The organism is Streptomyces sp. NPDC002566 (genome assembly GCF_042889585.1).
Lineage (GTDB): Bacteria > Actinomycetota > Actinomycetes > Streptomycetales > Streptomycetaceae > Streptomyces.
The window spans coordinates 223,141-239,151 of record NZ_JBIARD010000009.1; the positions used below are offsets into that span (position 1 = coordinate 223,141).

Annotated in this window: 10 protein-coding genes; 8 read left to right on the forward strand and 2 right to left on the reverse strand. The window is 71.5% G+C overall.

Annotated features, from left to right (window positions below):
- Positions 1–58: 58 nt before the first annotated feature.
- The 6 genes from ACFYXA_RS31340 (at position 59) to ACFYXA_RS31365 (ending at position 8,893) form a co-directional block, all read left to right on the forward strand.
- Complete coding sequence (locus ACFYXA_RS31340) at positions 59–1,762, forward strand: extracellular solute-binding protein (RefSeq protein ID WP_389039222.1); 1,704 nt, start codon at positions 59–61, stop codon at positions 1,760–1,762.
- Between the two features lie 27 nt (positions 1,763–1,789).
- Entirely contained in the window at positions 1,790–2,824 is a 1,035-nt protein-coding gene (locus ACFYXA_RS31345) for an ABC transporter permease (protein WP_389039225.1), read from the forward strand.
- The gene (locus ACFYXA_RS31350) at positions 2,821–3,780 is read left to right on the forward strand and encodes a carbohydrate ABC transporter permease (protein WP_352247121.1); all 960 of its coding nucleotides are present in this window, start codon (positions 2,821–2,823) and stop codon (positions 3,778–3,780) included. Before ACFYXA_RS31345 ends, ACFYXA_RS31350 begins: the two co-directional genes overlap by 4 nt.
- Before the next feature lie 156 nt (positions 3,781–3,936).
- Complete coding sequence (locus ACFYXA_RS31355; protein ID WP_389039229.1) at positions 3,937–5,919, forward strand: beta-galactosidase; 1,983 nt, start codon at positions 3,937–3,939, stop codon at positions 5,917–5,919.
- Positions 5,916–8,141 carry a glycoside hydrolase N-terminal domain-containing protein gene (locus ACFYXA_RS31360; protein WP_389039232.1) on the forward strand — a complete coding sequence of 742 codons (2,226 nt, stop codon included), beginning with the start codon at positions 5,916–5,918 and terminating at the stop codon, positions 8,139–8,141. The genes ACFYXA_RS31355 and ACFYXA_RS31360 overlap by 4 nt, the downstream gene beginning before the upstream one ends.
- 38 nt (positions 8,142–8,179) lie before the next feature.
- The gene (locus ACFYXA_RS31365; RefSeq protein WP_389039235.1) at positions 8,180–8,893 is read left to right on the forward strand and encodes a hypothetical protein; all 714 of its coding nucleotides are present in this window, start codon (positions 8,180–8,182) and stop codon (positions 8,891–8,893) included.
- Positions 8,894–8,957: 64 nt separating this feature from the next.
- Here the strand turns inward: ACFYXA_RS31365 and ACFYXA_RS31370 are convergent, their stop codons facing one another.
- A complete protein-coding gene (locus tag ACFYXA_RS31370) occupies positions 8,958–11,000 on the reverse strand; it encodes a TIM-barrel domain-containing protein (RefSeq protein ID WP_389039238.1) in 2,043 nt (680 codons plus the stop codon).
- Between the two features lie 143 nt (positions 11,001–11,143).
- Entirely contained in the window at positions 11,144–12,157 is a 1,014-nt protein-coding gene (locus ACFYXA_RS31375) for a LacI family DNA-binding transcriptional regulator (protein ID WP_351338247.1), read from the reverse strand.
- Positions 12,158–12,556: 399 nt separating this feature from the next.
- On the opposite strand from ACFYXA_RS31375, the gene ACFYXA_RS31380 reads away from it, so the two are divergent.
- Both ACFYXA_RS31380 and dxr read left to right on the forward strand, forming a co-directional pair.
- On the forward strand, positions 12,557–14,503 hold the full coding sequence (locus ACFYXA_RS31380; protein WP_389039243.1) for an acyl-CoA dehydrogenase family protein: 1,947 nt from the start codon (positions 12,557–12,559) through the stop codon (positions 14,501–14,503).
- A 94-nt stretch (positions 14,504–14,597) separates the two neighbouring features.
- Complete coding sequence (dxr, locus tag ACFYXA_RS31385; RefSeq protein WP_389039245.1) at positions 14,598–15,959, forward strand: 1-deoxy-D-xylulose-5-phosphate reductoisomerase; 1,362 nt, start codon at positions 14,598–14,600, stop codon at positions 15,957–15,959.
- Positions 15,960–16,011: the final 52 nt, after the last annotated feature.

A 16,011-nucleotide genomic window follows, 5' to 3' on the forward strand; every position in this document is an offset into this window, starting at 1 on the left:
GACACCGCAGCCGACGGCCACCGCCGGGTGTCCTGGTGCGCCATGAAGGGTTGACGCAATGACGCCGAACGCCGCTTCCCCCTCCTCAGGTCCTTCCGGGCCCAGCCGGAGAAGCTTCCTCGCCTCCACGGCGGTCGCCACCGCAGCGGTGGCCGGAGGAATGCCGTTGCTCGCCGCCTGCGGCGGCTCGGACGGCGGCTCGCGCGACGGCACCACCTCGGGCAGGAAAGCCAAGAAGATCCTGCCGACGTTCGTCGCCGGCAACATCGTCACCCCCGACATCGCCTCCAAGAACGGCTCCGCGGTCGGTTTCACCGGCAAGCTCGACCTCGCGGGCCTGAAGTCCTCCGTGCCGGCGAAGCTCGGCAAGGGCGGCAAGGTCACCGTCATGGCCCCGTTCTGGGGCTCACCGCCCAAGGGCGACAACGCCTACTACAAGGCGATGAACGACCTGGCCGGCGTCGACGTCCAGTGGCGCAACCAGGACGGCAACACCTACGACCAGAAGCTCGGCGCGGTCCTCGCCTCCAGCGACGTCCCCGACATGGTGGTCATCCCCGGCTGGAACATGGGCGGCAAGATACCGAGCGCCATCATCGGCAAGTTCGCCGACCTCGGCCCCCACCTCTCCGGGGACGCGGTCAAGGAGTTCCCCAACCTGGCGGCGATCCCGACCGAGGCCTGGCAGCGCTCCATCTTCGGCGGCAAGCTGATGGGCCTGCCGATCCCCGCCTCGTACGTCCCGAACATCGTGCCCTGCTACCGCCAGGACGTCTTCGACAAGGAGGGCTACCAAGTCCCCAAGTCCGCCGACGAGTTCCTGGCGCTGTGCAAGGAGGTCACCAACGCCCGGGCCAAGCGGTGGGCCTGCGGCGACATGAAGTGGACGGCGTTCAACATCTTCGGCGTGCTGTCCGGCGGCGAGAAGCCCCTCGGCTGGGACATGGTCGACGGCAAGCTGGTCAACCGCATCGAGACGGATGCCTTCCTCGAGGCGCTGGAGTGGACCCGCAAGCTGTTCGCCGCCAAGGTAGTCCACCCCGACTTCGAGCTGGGCAAGAGCCAGGCCACCGACCCGGCGCCCAAGTTCGCCGCCGGCGAGTTCCTGATCTGGAACAACGACATCTCCAACTGGTACGTCCAGACCGCGAGCCAGGCCGCCCAGAACCCCGCCTTCAAGATCTGGGGCATGGACCTCTTCGGTCACGACGGCGGGCAGCCCACCCTGTGGGCCACCAACCCGGCCAACATGTTCGCCTTCGTCAACAAGAAGGCCTCCGAGGCCGTCGTCCGCGACGCGCTGGCCCTCGCGAACGTGACCGCCGCCCCGTACGGCACCAAGGAGTACATGCTCACCAACTACGGCGTCGAGGGCACCCACTACACGGTGAAGGACGGCGTGCCCGTCAAGAACGACAAGGGCAACAACGAGGTCGCCAACTCCTACACCTTCGTCTCCGCCCCCGCCGCGACCATCGCCCACCCCGACTTCCCGGCCGTCGCCAGGGGCCAGGTCGAATGGCAGCAGCGGATGGGCGCCTTCACCAAGAAGTCGGCCTTCTACGGCATGCAGATCACCGAGCCGACGCGGTTCACCAACCTCACCAACGACGTGGAGCAGCTGGAGGACGACATCGTCCGCGGCCGCAAGAAGGTCAGCGACATGCAGCAGTTCGTCGCCGACTGGAAGAGCAAGGGCGGCGACCGACTCCGCGACTGGTACAAGAAGCTGCTCGACGAGAACGGCTCGGCGGCGAGCTGAGCCGGCTGCGAGGCAAGGAGAACGGCTGTGTCGCACAGCACGGTGCCTCGGAGCAGGGCCGAGGCCGACGAGACGGAGAAGAACCCGGTGGCGTCCGGCGGCGCCACCGGCCCCGGACGCAGGGCGCCCGCCTCAGGATCGAGCCTGCGGGTCAGGTTCAGACGCGACCGCGTCCTGCTCCTGATGACCCTGCCGGCGGTCGCCCTGGTCCTGCTCTTCAACTACGTGCCCATCCTCGGCAACGTGGTCGCCTTCCAGGAGTACGACCCCTACATCAGCGACAACGGCGTCGTCTCCATCTTCAACAGCCCCTGGGTGGGCCTGGACAACTTCCAGCGGATCTTCGAGGACTCCGCCTTCTGGAACGCGGTCGAGAACACGCTGGTGCTGTTCGTCATCCAGCTCGTGCTGTTCTTCCCGATCCCGATCCTCCTCGCCCTGCTCATCAACAGCGTGGTCAGACCCCGGGTCCGGGCGGTCGCCCAGGCCGTGCTCTACCTGCCGCACTTCTTCTCCTGGGTGCTGGTCATCGCCGTCTTCCAGCAGCTGTTCGGCGGCGCCGGCATCCTCTCCCAACTGCTGCGGGAGCACGGCCACGACGGCCTGAACATCATGGCCGACCCGGACACCTTCGCCCTGCTCATCACCGCCGAGAGCGTGTGGAAGGACGCCGGCTGGGGGATCATCGTCTTCCTCGCCGCGCTGGCCTCCGTCAGCCCCGACCTCTACGAAGCCGCCGCCATGGACGGCGCCGGCCGCCGGCGCCGCATGTGGCACGTCACCCTGCCCGCACTGCGCCCGGTGATCGCACTGCTGCTCGTCCTGCGCGTCGGCGACGCCCTGACGGTCGGCTTCGAGCAGATCCTGCTGCAACGCGAGGCCGTCGGACCGGGGGCCGCGGAAGTCCTCGACACCTTCGTGTGGTGGAACGGCGTGCGCAACCAGGACTTCAGCTACGCGGCCGCCGCCGGCCTCATCAAGGGCGTCGTCAGCCTGGGGCTGGTCCTCGCCGCGAACAAGGTGGCCCATCTGATGGGCGAGCAGGGGGTGTACAAGAAGTGACCACCGCGACCTGGGAGCCACGGCAGGACAGCGATCCGGGACCGCAGAAGGCGCCGCACTGGTGGCAGGCCCCGCCCCGGCCCGGCTGGGAGGAGCCGCCCTCCAAGGCGGGCCTCGCCGGCAAGAGCATCGCCCTGGCGCTGGCCTGCCTGGCGATCGTCTTCCCGCTGTGGATCGTCGTCGTCACCAGCCTGTCCTCGCGCAAGACCATCGACGAGGCCGGCGGACTGGTGATGGTGCCCAAGGGCATCACCTTCATCGCCTACGAGGAGCTGCTCAGCGGCGGGCAGGTCACCCGCGCGGCGGTCATCAGCGTCCTCGTCACCCTCGTCGGCACGCTGTTCTCCATGACGGTGTCCGTGCTGTGCGCGTACGGGCTCTCCCGCAGCGGCTCGCTCGGGCACCGCTGGCTGCTGATGATCCTGCTGGCGACCATGTTCTTCAGCGCCGGCCTCATCCCCACCTACCTGCTGGTGCAGACCCTGGGACTGACCGACACCTACCTCGCGCTGATCCTGCCGAGCGCGGTGAGCGTCTTCAACATCCTCGTGCTGCGCGGCTTCTTCATGGGCATCTCGCCCGAACTCACCGACAGCGCGCGCATCGACGGGGCCGGCGACTTCCGCATCCTCCTGCAGATAGTGATGCCGCTCTCCCGCGCGGTCATCGCGGTGATCACGCTGTTCTACGCGGTCGGGTACTGGAGCGCGTGGTTCAACGCCTCGCTGTACCTGAACGAACAGGACATGATGCCGTTGCAGAACGTCATGATCCAGCTGGTGCAGAAGCAGGAGGCGCCGGTCGGGCTCGGGCAGGCCATCAGGACCGGCCAGCTGTCGGGGCTGGCCGTGCAGATGGCGGTCATGGTGATGGCGCTGCTGCCGGTGGCCGTGCTGTCGCCGTTCGTCCAGAAGCACTTCAAGAAGGGCATGCTGACCGGCGCCGTGAAGGGGTGACGGGCGGCCCGCCGACAGGGAACGCCCGCCGCCCCGGTGGGCCGCCCTGGCCCACGTCCACCCCCTCCCACCGCCGAGGTGCCCCATGCACGCCACCTGCCGCACACCCCAACCCGCCCTCGCTGGGCCGGAGTTCCCGTACGGGGAGCCCGTCTGATGCCCGCCGGCCACCGTCCCGGCCTCGCCGGCGCCACCCGGGGCCGCCTCCTCTTCGGCGGCGACTACAACCCCGAGCAGTGGCCCGAGGAGACCTGGCACGACGACGTCCGTCTCATGCGCGACGCCGGCGTCAACTCCGTCACCCTCGGCGTCTTCTCCTGGTCCCGGATCGAACCCCGGCCCGGGGCGCGGGAGTTCGGCTGGTTGGACAAGCTGATGGACCTGATGCACGACAACGGCGTCGGAGTCGTCCTCGCCACCCCCACCTCCTCGCCCCCGCCGTGGCTCGGCCGCCTCCACCCGGAGACCCTGCCCCGCGACGAGCACGGCGCGATCGAATGGTGGGGCGGCCGGCAGCACTTCTCCCACTCCAGCGCCGTCTACCGCCGTCACGCCGCCGCCATCACCGAGGACCTGGCCGCCCGCTACGGCCGCCATCCCGCCCTCATCCTGTGGCACATCAACAACGAGTACTGCACGTACGACCACGGCGACGAGGCCGCCGCAGCCTTCCGCCGCTGGCTGCGCGAGCGGTACGGCACCCTCGACGCCCTCAACGAGGCCTGGGGCACCGCCTTCTGGGGGCAGGGCTACGACACCTGGGACGGCATCCTGCCCGCCCGCCGCACCCACTACCTGCGCAACCCCGCCCAGCTGCTGGACTTCCGGCGCTTCACCTCCGACGCCCTCCTGGAGTGCTACCTCGCCGAACGCGACATCGTCGCCCGGCACAGCCCGCACATCCCGGTGACGACCAACTTCATGCCGCTGTGGTCCGGGCTGGACGCCTGGCGCTGGGCCGAGGAGGAGGACGTCGTCTCCGTCGACCTCTACCCCGACCCCCGCGACCCCTACGGCGCGCAAGCCGGCGCCCTCGTCCAGGACCTCACCCGCTCGCAGGCCCGAGGCCCCTGGATGCTGATGGAACAGGCGGCCGGACCGGTCAACTGGCGTGGTGTGAACCACCCCAAGCCCCGGGGCATGAACCGCCTCTGGTCGCTCCAGGCGGTGGCCCGGGGCGCGGACGCCGTCTGCTACTTCCAGTGGCGGCAGTCCCGGCAGGGCGCGGAGAAGTTCCACTCCGGGATGCTCAGCCACGCGGGCGAGCAGGGCCGCACCTTCGAGGAGGTCAAGCAGCTCGGCCGCGACCTCGCCCGGCTCGGCCCCCATGTGACGGGACGCCCTGTCGTCGCCGAGGTGGCCGTGCTGCACGACTGGCACTCCTGGTGGGCCGGCGCCCAGGACGGCCGCCCCTCCACCGAGGTCGACTACCCCGACGTCCTCACCGCCTGGCACCGCGCCCTCTGGCGGGCCCACCTCACCGCCGCCTTCGCCCACCCCGAGCACGACCTCACCCCGTACAAACTGGTCGTCGTCCCCCAGCTGTACGCCCTCACCGGGAGAGCGGTCGACAACCTCCTCGCCTTCGTGCGCGACGGCGGCACCCTGGTCAGCGGCTTCCTCACCGGCGTCGCCGACCACGACGACCGGGTGCGCCCCGGCGGCATGGACGCCCGGCTGCGCGAGCTGTTCGGCATCCGCGTCCTGCACGAGTGGTGGCCGCTCCAGGCGGGGGAGCACACCGAGTGCGACGGCTTCCGCGGCACGCTGTGGTCGGAGGAGATCGAGCCGAGCGACGACGCCGAGACCCACGCCCGCTACCGGGGCGGCGACCTCGACGGCATGCCCGCCGTGCTCCGCAGGGGCCGCGCCTGGTACGTCTCCACGCTCCCGGAGCCGGACGCCCTGCGCGACCTGCTCGCCCGGATCGCGGCGGACGCGGGCGTGGGCCCCGTCCTCGGCGGACTGCCGGACCAGGTCGAGGCCGTCCGCCGAGGCGACCTCCTCTTCCTGCTGAACCACGGGCGGGACACCGTGAGGGTCGCCGTGCCGGGCACCCACCGCGACCTCGTGACCGGCGCCGGCGTGAGCGACGGGATCACCCTCGGCCGCTACGACGTCGCCGTGCTGGCGCCATGACCGGCGGCCCCGTCCACGGGACCTGGGAGCCGCGCCCCGCGGCCCGCTGGGAGGACGGCTTCCTCAGCGGCAACGGCCACCACGGCGCGCTGGTGTTCGGCGACCCCGACGACGACCGGGTCGTCGTCACCCACCACACCCTGGTCCGCCCCAACGGCGCCGAGCACGCCCGGCCCCCCGAGCTCGCCGCACGACTCGCCGACCTCCAGGACCGGCTGCTCGCCGGGGACCTCATCGCCGCCGAGGACTTCACCGACGGCCGCCCCCTGCAATGGGTGCAGCCCTTCCACCCCGGCTTCCAGACCCGCCTTCGGCGTCCGCCCACCGCAGCCGAGGACCGGCCCCGGTACCGCCGCGCCGTCGACTTCGCCACCGGCGAGGTCACCACCGCCGACGGCGACCGGACCAGCCGCGTCTTCGTCTCCCGCGCCGACGACGTGATCGTCCAGCAGGTGACCGGCGGCCGCCTCACCCTCGACGTCAGCCTCGACCACCGCCTCCCGGGCGCGCCCGCCGACCTCCGCGTCGCACACGGCGCCCTGAGCACCCCCGAAGGCGCCGCACTCACCCTCCACGCCCGCTACCCCGGCAGCGACCGCTCCTACACCGGCGTCGCCCTCCTCACCGTCACCGGCGGCCGCACCCTCCCCGCCGGGCCCGGCGTCCGCGTCGAGGACGCCGAATCCGTGCTGCTGCTCACCCGCGTCCGCCGCCACACCGGCGAACCCGACGTCACCGAGGAGACACGCGCCCTGCGCGCCCTCCTCGCCGACGGCCCCCACGGCACCCTCCTGTCCTACGGCACTCTCCTCGACCGGCACACCCGGCTGCACCGCACCGCGTACGAACGCGTCACCCTCGACCTCGCCGCCGACCCGGACGAACGCGCCCTGCCGGGCTCGGAACTGCTCCGGCGGCCCGGCAGCCCGGCCCTGCTGGAACGGCTCTTCGCCGCCGGCCGCTACCACCTCCTCAGCGCCGGCGGCCTCTTCCCGCCCCGGCTCACCGGCCTGTGGACCGGCGACTGGGACACCGCCTGGTCCGGCGCCTTCACCACGAACGCCAACCTCAACCTCCAGACGGCGTCTGCCGCCGCGGCGGACCTGCCCGAGGTCACCGCCGCCCTCGCCGACCTGGTCCACGGCCAGCTCGACGACTGGCGGGAGAACGCCCGCGCCGTCTTCGGCGCCCGCGGCGTCGTCGCGCCCTCCCACACCGACGGCGAGTCAGGACTGACGTACCACTTCAGCCGCGAGTACCCGCTGCACCTGTGGACCGCCGGCGCCGACTGGCTGCTCAAACCGCTCGTCGACCACGAGGAGACCCACGGCGGGCACGACCCGCGCACCGCCGCCGCCCTCGCCGAAGTCGCCCGCTTCTACGAGGACTTCCTCACCCGCACCGACGCCGACGGCCGGCTCGTCGTCGTCCCCTCCTACTCGCCCGAGAACCGCCCCGCGGGCGCGAGCTGGGGAACGCTCGACGCCGCCATGGACCTCTCCGCGGCCCGCCACGCCCTGCGCACCGCGGCCGACCACCATCCGGACACCCCCGAAGCCGACCGCTGGCGCGCCCTCGCCGACCGCCTCCCGCCCCACCGCGTCAACGCCGACGGCGCCCTCGCCGAATGGGCCCGGCCCGGCCTCGACGACACCTACGACCACCGCCACCTCAGCCACCTCTACGCCGTCTGGCCCCTCGACGAGATCACCCCCCACGACACCCCGCGCCTCGCGGCCGCCGCCCACCGCGCCCTGCGGCTGCGCGGCGCGGAGAACGACTCCGCGCACGGCCACCTCCACCACGCCCTGATCGCCGCCCGCCTCGGCGACGCCGACCGCGCCGCCCACGCGCTCGCCCAGGTCCTCGAAGGCGACTACTTCCACGCCTCGCTGATGAGCGCCCACTACCCGAACCGACACGTCTACAACGCGGACGCCGCCCACACCCTGCCCGCCGTGCTGATCGAGACCCTCGTCCAGTCGACCCCCGACCGGCTGGTCCTGCTGCCCGCCCTCCCCACGGCCTTGCCGCGAGGCCGGCTCCTCGGCGTCCGCACCCGCTTCGGCGCCGTGCTCGACCTCGCCTGGAGCCCCGAGGAGACGCACGCGGTGCTGCGCCCCACCCGCACCCGCCGCGTCGAACTGCGGACCCCCTCCGGCACGAGCGTGCTCGACCTCGTCGCCGGAGAAGACCACGTCCTTCACACGAAGGCGTGGTGACACCCCCGCGAATCCCCCCACCCATGGAAAGGGACACCATGGCACTGAGCACACCGCGCAAGCTCGGCACGGCCGTACTGGCCCCGGCGCTGGCCCTCGGCGCGACCGTCGCCCTCGCCGCCGCCCCCGCGTCCGCCGCCGTCTGGAACTCCTGCGACCGCTGGGGCACCACCAGCCTGAACGGCTACACCCTCTACAACAACATCTGGGGCTCCGGCTTCGGCAGCCAGTGCGTCTGGGCCAACTCCGGCACCAACTGGGGAGTCTGGGCCAATCACCCCAACACCGGCGGCATCAAGTCCTACCCCGACTCCAAGAAGGTGATCAACAAGCGGATCAGCGCGCTCTCCTCGCTCACCAGCACCTACAACGTCACCGTCCCGTCCTCCGGCGCGTACAACACCTCGTACGACATCTGGGACACCGACTACGACTACGAGATCATGCTCTGGGTCAACAAGACCGGCCCCGTCGGCCCGCTGGGCTCCTCGCAGGGAACCGTCACCCTCGGCGGCCACACCTGGACCGTCCACAAGGGCAGCAACGGCTCCAACGAGGTCTTCTCGTTCATCCGCACCTCCAACTCGACCTCCGGCACCGTCGACATCCTGCCGATCCTCAAGTGGATCAAGGACACCAAGCACTGGTTCGGCGACGAGACCATCGGCGACGTCCAGTTCGGCTACGAGATCACTTCCTCCGCCGGCGGTCTGAACTTCACCACCGACAACCTGACCGTGAGCGGCGGCTGACCCACGCGGCGACGGTGCGGCCGGTCCCTCCCCTACGGGACCGGCCGCACCCTCCTGTGCGCGGCTACTCCGCCACGGGCAGCCGCGCCCCGTCCCGCAGGAACAGCGGGATCCGGTCCAGCGGGGCGTCGACCGTCACGGCCTGGCCGCCCTCGTACGTCTCACCCGTCCACGCGTCCGTCCAGCCCGCACCCGCGGGGAGATACGTCGTCCAGGTCGTCGCGCCCGGCTCCAGCACCGGGGCGACCAGCAGCTCCGCACCGAACATGTAGGCGTCGCAGACCTGCCAGGCGAGCTTGTCCTCGGGGAACTCCAGGAACAGCGGCCGCATCGGCGGCAGCCCCTCCTCGTGGGCCTCGCGCATCACCTTGAGGATGTACGGCTTGAGGCGCTCACGCAGCCGCAGATACCGCTCCAGGATCGCGCCGGCCTCCTCCCCGTAGGACCACACCTCGTTGGGACCGCCGGTCATCTCCGGCCCCAGCGGCATGCCCGGGTCACGGAAGCCGTGCAGCCGCATCAGCGGGGACAGCGCGCCGAACTGGAACCAGCGGACCATCACCTCGCGGTACGCCGGGTCGTCCGGGTCGCCGCCGTGGAAGCCGCCGATGTCCGTGTTCCACCAAGGGATGCCCGACAGCGCCGTGTTGAGACCGGCGGCGATCTGACGGCGCAGGGTGGCGAAGTCGGTGCCGATGTCACCCGACCACAGGGCCGCCCCGTAGCGCTGACTGCCCGCCCACGCCGAGCGGTTGAGCGTGACGATGTCCTTCTTGCCCTCGGCGCGCAGCCCTTCGTGGAACGTTCGGGCGTTCTCCGCCGGGTACATGTTGCCGACCTCCAGGCCCGGACCCGCCCAGTAGCGCAGGTTCTCCGGGAAGCCGGGCTTGAGCTCCGGCTCGCAGGCATCCAGCCAGAAGGCGTCGATCCCGTACGGGAGAAGGTAGTTGTCCCGGATACGCGACCACACGAACTCGCGTGCCTCGGGGTTGGTGGCGTCGTAGAAGGCCACCTGGACCGTCGAGGCGACCCCCTTGTCCGGCCAGTCGGCGTGCGCCAGCGGACCGTACTGGGTGCCGATGAAGTGGCCGCGCTGCTCCATCACCGCGTGGTTCTCGCTCAGCGGCGACACCGACGGCCAGACGCTCACCACCAACTTCACGCCCATCTCGTCCAGTTCGGCGACCATCGCGGCGGGGTCGGGCCACTCCGCGGGGTCGAACCTCCACTCGCCCAGATGGGTCCAGTGGAAGAAGTCGCAGACGATGGCGGACAGCGGCAGCCCCCGCCGCTTGTACTCCCGTGCCACCGCAAGGAGTTCGTCCTGTGTGCGGTAGCGCAGCTTGCACTGCCAGAAGCCGGCCGCCCACTCCGGCAGCATCGGGGTGCGGCCGGTCACCGCGCTGTAGCGGCGCTGGGCGTCGGCCGGCGCGCCCGCGGTGATCCAGTAGTCGATCTGCCGAGCCGAGTCCGCCACCCAGCGGGTGCCGTTGCCGGCCAGCTCCACCCGGCCGATCGCCGGGTTGTTCCACAGCAGTGTGTAGCCGCGGCTGGAGGTGAGCACCGGGATGCCGACCTCGGCGTTGCGCTGCACCAGGTCCAGCACCAGCCCCTTCTGGTCCAGCCGGCCGTGCTGGTGCTGGCCCAGGCCGTACAGCTTCTCGTCGTCGTAGGCGGCGAAGCGCTGCTCCAGCCGGTGGTGGCCGTTGCCGACGGCCGTGTAGAGGCGGGGGCCGGGCCACCAGAAGTGGGCGCGCGCCTCGGACAGGACCTCGGAGCCGTCCTCGGTCCGCAGGAAGCGGACCAGGCCCTCCGCGTCCACCTCGACGGTCAGCGCGCCGACGGTCAGCCGCCCCCGGCCCTCCTCGATCTTCACGGTGGACGGCGTCGGCGGCGCCTGGGGCAGCAGTGCGCCGGGCAGGCCGGCCAGGACGGGGCCGCCCAGGCGGGCCCGGACCCGGACCGCGTCCGGCCCCCACGGCTCGACGCGCAGCGTCTCCTGGCGCCCGCTCCACTCCAGAGCGCCGTCCCGCTCACGGAAGGTGCCGACGGTGGGCGAGGACTGCGCGAGGCTGACCTGGGTCTGGTTTTCGGCAGGCTGATTCACGAGGGGGCTCCTGTGCTCCTGGAGGAGTGCGGACGTGCGGAGGGCGGGGCGTCGCGGCGGGGGAGCGGAGGGTGAGGGGGAGGCGCGCGGGTGGTTCAGGGGCAGGCAGGTGCGGTGGTTCAGGGGGAGGCGGGTGCGGTGGTTCAGGGGGAGGCGGGCGCCGGTCCGGTGCTCGCCCGGACCGTCAACTCGGGTTCCAGCAGCACCACTTCGCTCTCACCCCGGCCGTCGAGCTTGGCGACGAGACGTTCCACCGCGTGCCGGCCCATCTCCTGCGCGGGGATGGCGACCGACGTCAGCCGCACCGAGGCCTGGACGGCGACCTGTTCGGGGCAGATCGCCAGCACCGACACGTCCTCCGGCACGGCCCGCCCCTGCTGGCGCAGCAGCGCGAGCAGCGGCTCGACCGCCGACTCGTTCTGCACGACGAAACCGGTGGTGCCCGGCCGCTCGTCGAGGATCCGGGCGAGCGTCGCGGCCATGGCGCCGTACCCGCCCTCGCACGGGCGGTGCAGCAGCCGCACCCCCAACTCCCGGGCGCGGGCGCGCAGTCCGTCGAGGGTGCGTTCGGCGAACCCGGTGTGCCGTTCGTACACTGCGGGGGCCTCGCCGATGACGGCGACGTCCCGGTGGCCGAGCTTGGCCAGGTGCTCCACGCACAGCGCGCCCGTCGCCGTGAAGTCGAGATCGACGCAGGTCAGCCCTGCGGTGTCGGCGGGCAGCCCGATCAGTACCGCCGGCTGATCCGTCCCCCGCAGCAACGGCAGCCGTTCGTCATCCAGTTGGACGTCCATCAGGATCATCGCGTCGGCGAGCCCGCTGCCGGTGACCCGGCGGACGGCGTCGGGGCCCTCCTCGCCGGTGAGCAGCAGGACGTCGTAGCCGTGCGTGCGGGCTGTGGTGGCGACCGCGATGGCGATCTCCATCATCACGGGCACGTACATGTCGGTGCGCAGCGGGACCATCAGCGCGATGATGTTCGACCTGCTGCTGGCCAGGGCGCGGGCGCCCGCGTTCGGGTGGTAGCCGAGCTCGCGGATGCTCTGCTCGACCCGCTGCCGGGTGGTCGCGGAGATGGACCGCTTGCCGCTGAGGACATAGCTCACCGTGCTCGCCGAGACTCCGGCGTGCTGGGCGACCTCGGCGAGGGTGACCATCCAGCTCTCCAAGCTTTGTGAAGCGCTTCGACAGTGCGCATTGCGAACAGGGGCGGGTGAGGGTGGTTCGACAGTAGCTCTAGCGAGGGTGGGTGTCCATAGCTCGTCGAAGCGCTTCGACAGCACCTCCGGACGTTCTCACGCCCCCGTTCCCGCCGGGAGCGGGCCGCGGCCGTCGCCCCACCGTGCCACTCCTTCGGCGCAAGGGCGCGGCCGGGGTGCCGCCCCTGCTCCGACACGGGCGGAGCCCGGCGGCGCCCGCGGCGGAACCGGCCTCCCTCCGGCCCCATCGCCGCCGCAGGGGTGGTGGGGCGACTGCGGATCCGGTACATACGATCGGGTAGGACCCGTCAGTAACCGAATAGGTCCAAGATCCCGATTCGCGGCGAGGTGAGCCTCATGTCCGCACCACCCACCTCTTCCTCCCGACCCCGCCCCACCGTCACCGAACGTGAGGCACGCCAGGTGGCGGAGGCCGCCCGGGAGCAGGACTGGCGCAAGCCGAGCTTCGCCAAGGAACTGTTCCTGGGCCGCTTCCGGCTCGACCTGATCCACCCCCACCCCCTGCCCGCCGGCGAGGACGCCCGCCGCGGCGAGGCCTTCCTCGCCAAGCTCCGCGACTTCTGCGAGACGCGGATCGACTCCGCCCGCATCGAACGCGAGGCGCGCATCCCCGACGAGACGATCAACGAGCTCAAGGAGCTCGGCGCCCTCGGCATGAAGATCGACCCCAAGTACGGCGGCCTAGGCCTCACCCAGGTCTACTACAACAAGGCCCTCGCCGTGGTCGGCACCGCGAGCCCCGCGCTCGGCGCCCTCCTGTCCGCCCACCAGTCCATCGGCGTACCGCAGCCGCTGAAGCTCTTCGGCACCCAGGAGCAGAAGGACACCTATCTGCCCCGCTGCGCCCGCACCGACATCTCGGCCTTCCTGCTGACCGAACCCGACGTCGGCTCCGACCCCGCCCGGCTGGCCACCACCGCCGTCCCCGACGGCGACGACTACGTCCTCGACGGGGTCAAACTGTGGACCACCAACGGCGTCGTCGCCGACCTCCTGGTCGTCATGGCCCGGGTGCCCAAGTCCGAGGGCCACAAGGGCGGCATCACCGCCTTCGTCGTCGAGGCGGACTCCGAGGGCGTCACCGTCGAGCACCGCAACGCCTTCATGGGTCTGCGCGGCCTGGAGAACGGCGTCACCCGGTTCCACCGGGTGCGCGTCCCCGCGGCCAACCGCATCGGCCCCGAGGGCGCCGGCCTCAAGATCGCCCTCACCACCCTCAACACCGGCCGGCTCTCCCTGCCCGCCATGTGCGTCGGCGCCGGCAAGTGGTGCCTGAAGATCGCCCGCGAATGGTCGGGCGTCCGCGAGCAGTGGGGCAAGCCCGTCGCCCACCACGAAGCGGTCGGCTCCAAGATCAGCTTCATCGCGGCCACCACCTTCGCGCTCGAAGCCGTCGTCGACCTGGCGAGCCAGATGGCCGACGAGGACCGCAACGACATCCGCATCGAAGCCGCCCTCGCCAAGCTCTACGGCTCCGAGATGGCCTGCCTGATGGCCGACGAACTCGTCCAGATCCGCGGCGGACGCGGCTTCGAGACCGCCGAGTCCCTCGCCGCCCGCGGCGAACGCGCCGTCCCCGCCGAGCAGTTGCTGCGCGACCTGCGCATCAACCGCATCTTCGAGGGCTCCACGGAGATCATGCACCTGCTGATCGCCCGCGAGGCCGTCGACGCCCACCTCTCCGTCGCCGGCGATCTCATCGACCCCGACAAGTCCCTCCAGGACAAGGCGAAGGCAGGCGCCAACGCCGGCGCCTTCTACGCCAGGTGGCTGCCCAAGCTCGTCACCGGACCCGGCCAGCTCCCCAACTCCTACACCGAGTTCAAGCACGAGGTCGACCTCTCCCCGCACCTGCGGTACGTCGAACGCCACTGCCGCAAACTGGCCCGCTCCACCTTCTACGCCATGTCCCGCTGGCAGGGCCGCATGGAGACCAAGCAGGGCTTCCTCGGCCGTGTCGTCGACATCGGCGCGGAGCTGTTCGCGATGAGCGCGGCCTGCGTGCGGGCCGAGATGCTGCGCGGCCGGGGCGAGCACGGCCGCGAGGCCTACCAGCTCGCCGACGCCTTCTGCCGCCAGTCCCGCGTCCGCGTGGAGGAACTGTTCACGCGCCTGTGGTCCAACACCGACGACGTCGACCGCAAGGTCGTCGAAGGCGTCCTCGGCGGGACCTATGAATGGCTGGAGGAGGGCGTCGTCGACCCCTCCGGCGACGGCCCCTGGATCGCCGACGCCACCCCCGGGCCCAGCCGCCGGGAGAACGTGCACCGTCCGATCAGGTGACACCGCACACCCCCCACCAGGGCGTCCCCTCAGCGGAAGGATCACGAGGGGACGCCCTGTCCACGCCCGCTCCCGTTACGGAGACAATGGGGGGATGAGCGACAGTCCAGCCCCCTCAGGGCGCGGGCCGGAAACCCCGGCCGCCCCGCGACGCCACGCCGCCCCCACCGCACCGGGAACTGACCTCGGCGGTGCCGCGATCCGCGCCCTGGCCGACCCGCACCTCGTCCACGACCCCGTCACCGGCGACGGACCCAAGGACGTGGTGATCCTCGGCGCCACCGGATCGATCGGCACCCAGGCCGTCGACCTCGTGCTGCGCAACCCGGACCGCTTCCGCGTGACCGGCCTGTCCGCCAACGGCGGCCGGGTCGCCCTCCTCGCCGAACAGGCCCGCCGGCTGCGGGTGCGGACCGTCGCCGTCGCCCGCGAGGACGTCGTACCGGCCCTGCGCGAGGCGCTCACCGCCGAGTACGGCGCCGGGGAGCCGCTGCCCGAGATCCTCGCCGGACCGGACGCCGCCACCGAGCTCGCCGGCTCCGACGCCGCGCACTGCCACACCGTCCTGAACGGCATCACGGGCTCCATCGGACTCGCGCCCACCCTCGCCGCCCTCCGAGCGGGCCGCACCCTCGCGCTCGCCAACAAGGAGTCGCTCATCGTCGGCGGCCCGCTGGTGAAGGCGCTCGCCGCACCCGGCCAGATCATCCCCGTGGACTCCGAGCACGCGGCCCTCTTCCAGGCCCTCGCCGCCGGTACGCGCACGGACGTCCGCAAACTGGTCGTCACCGCCTCCGGCGGCCCCTTCCGCGGCCGCACCAGGGAGCAACTGGCGCACGTCACCGTCGAGGACGCCCTCGCCCACCCCACCTGGGCCATGGGTCCCGTCATCACGATCAACTCCGCCACCCTCGTCAACAAGGGCCTGGAGGTGATCGAGGCGCACCTCCTCTACGACATTCCCTTCGACCGCATTGAGGTGGTCGTGCATCCCCAGTCGTATGTCCACTCGATGGTTGAGTTCACGGACGGGTCCACACTGGCCCAGGCGACGCCCCCCGACATGCGCGGGCCCATCGCCATCGGCATCGGCTGGCCCGAGCGCGTGCCCGACGCGGCGCCCGCCTTCGACTGGAGCAAGGCGTCGACCTGGGAGTTCCTCCCCCTCGACAACGAGGCCTTCCCCTCGGTGAACCTCGCCCGGCACGTGGGCGAACTCGGCGGGACGGCGCCGGCGGTGTTCAACGCCGCCAACGAGGAGTGCGTCGAGGCGTTCCGCCGGGGCGCGCTGCCCTTCAACGGCATCATGGACACCGTGACCCGCGTGGTCGAGGAGCACGGCACGCCGGTCACGGGAACTTCACTCACCGTGCCGGACGTCCTCGAAGCGGAGGCCTGGGCGCGGACCCGGGCCCGGGAACTGACGGCACAGACGGCGGCGGAGGCCCGCGCATGACGACCTTGACGTTCATCCTGGCGGAGGCCCGCGCATGACGACCTTGACGTTC

Excerpts from the sequence above, each read along its gene's own strand:
- ACFYXA_RS31380 (WP_389039243.1), top strand. The coding sequence starts at position 12,557 with ATGTCCGCACCACCCACCTCTTCCTCCCGACCCCGCCCCACCGTCACC.
- ACFYXA_RS31360 (WP_389039232.1), top strand. The coding sequence starts at position 5,916 with ATGACCGGCGGCCCCGTCCACGGGACCTGGGAGCCGCGCCCCGCGGCC.
- ACFYXA_RS31340 (WP_389039222.1), top strand. The coding sequence starts at position 59 with ATGACGCCGAACGCCGCTTCCCCCTCCTCAGGTCCTTCCGGGCCCAGC.
- dxr (WP_389039245.1), top strand. The coding sequence starts at position 14,598 with ATGAGCGACAGTCCAGCCCCCTCAGGGCGCGGGCCGGAAACCCCGGCC.
- ACFYXA_RS31365 (WP_389039235.1), top strand. The coding sequence starts at position 8,180 with ATGGCACTGAGCACACCGCGCAAGCTCGGCACGGCCGTACTGGCCCCG.
- ACFYXA_RS31355 (WP_389039229.1), top strand. The coding sequence starts at position 3,937 with ATGCCCGCCGGCCACCGTCCCGGCCTCGCCGGCGCCACCCGGGGCCGC.
- ACFYXA_RS31375 (WP_351338247.1), bottom strand. The coding sequence starts at position 12,157 with ATGGTCACCCTCGCCGAGGTCGCCCAGCACGCCGGAGTCTCGGCGAGC.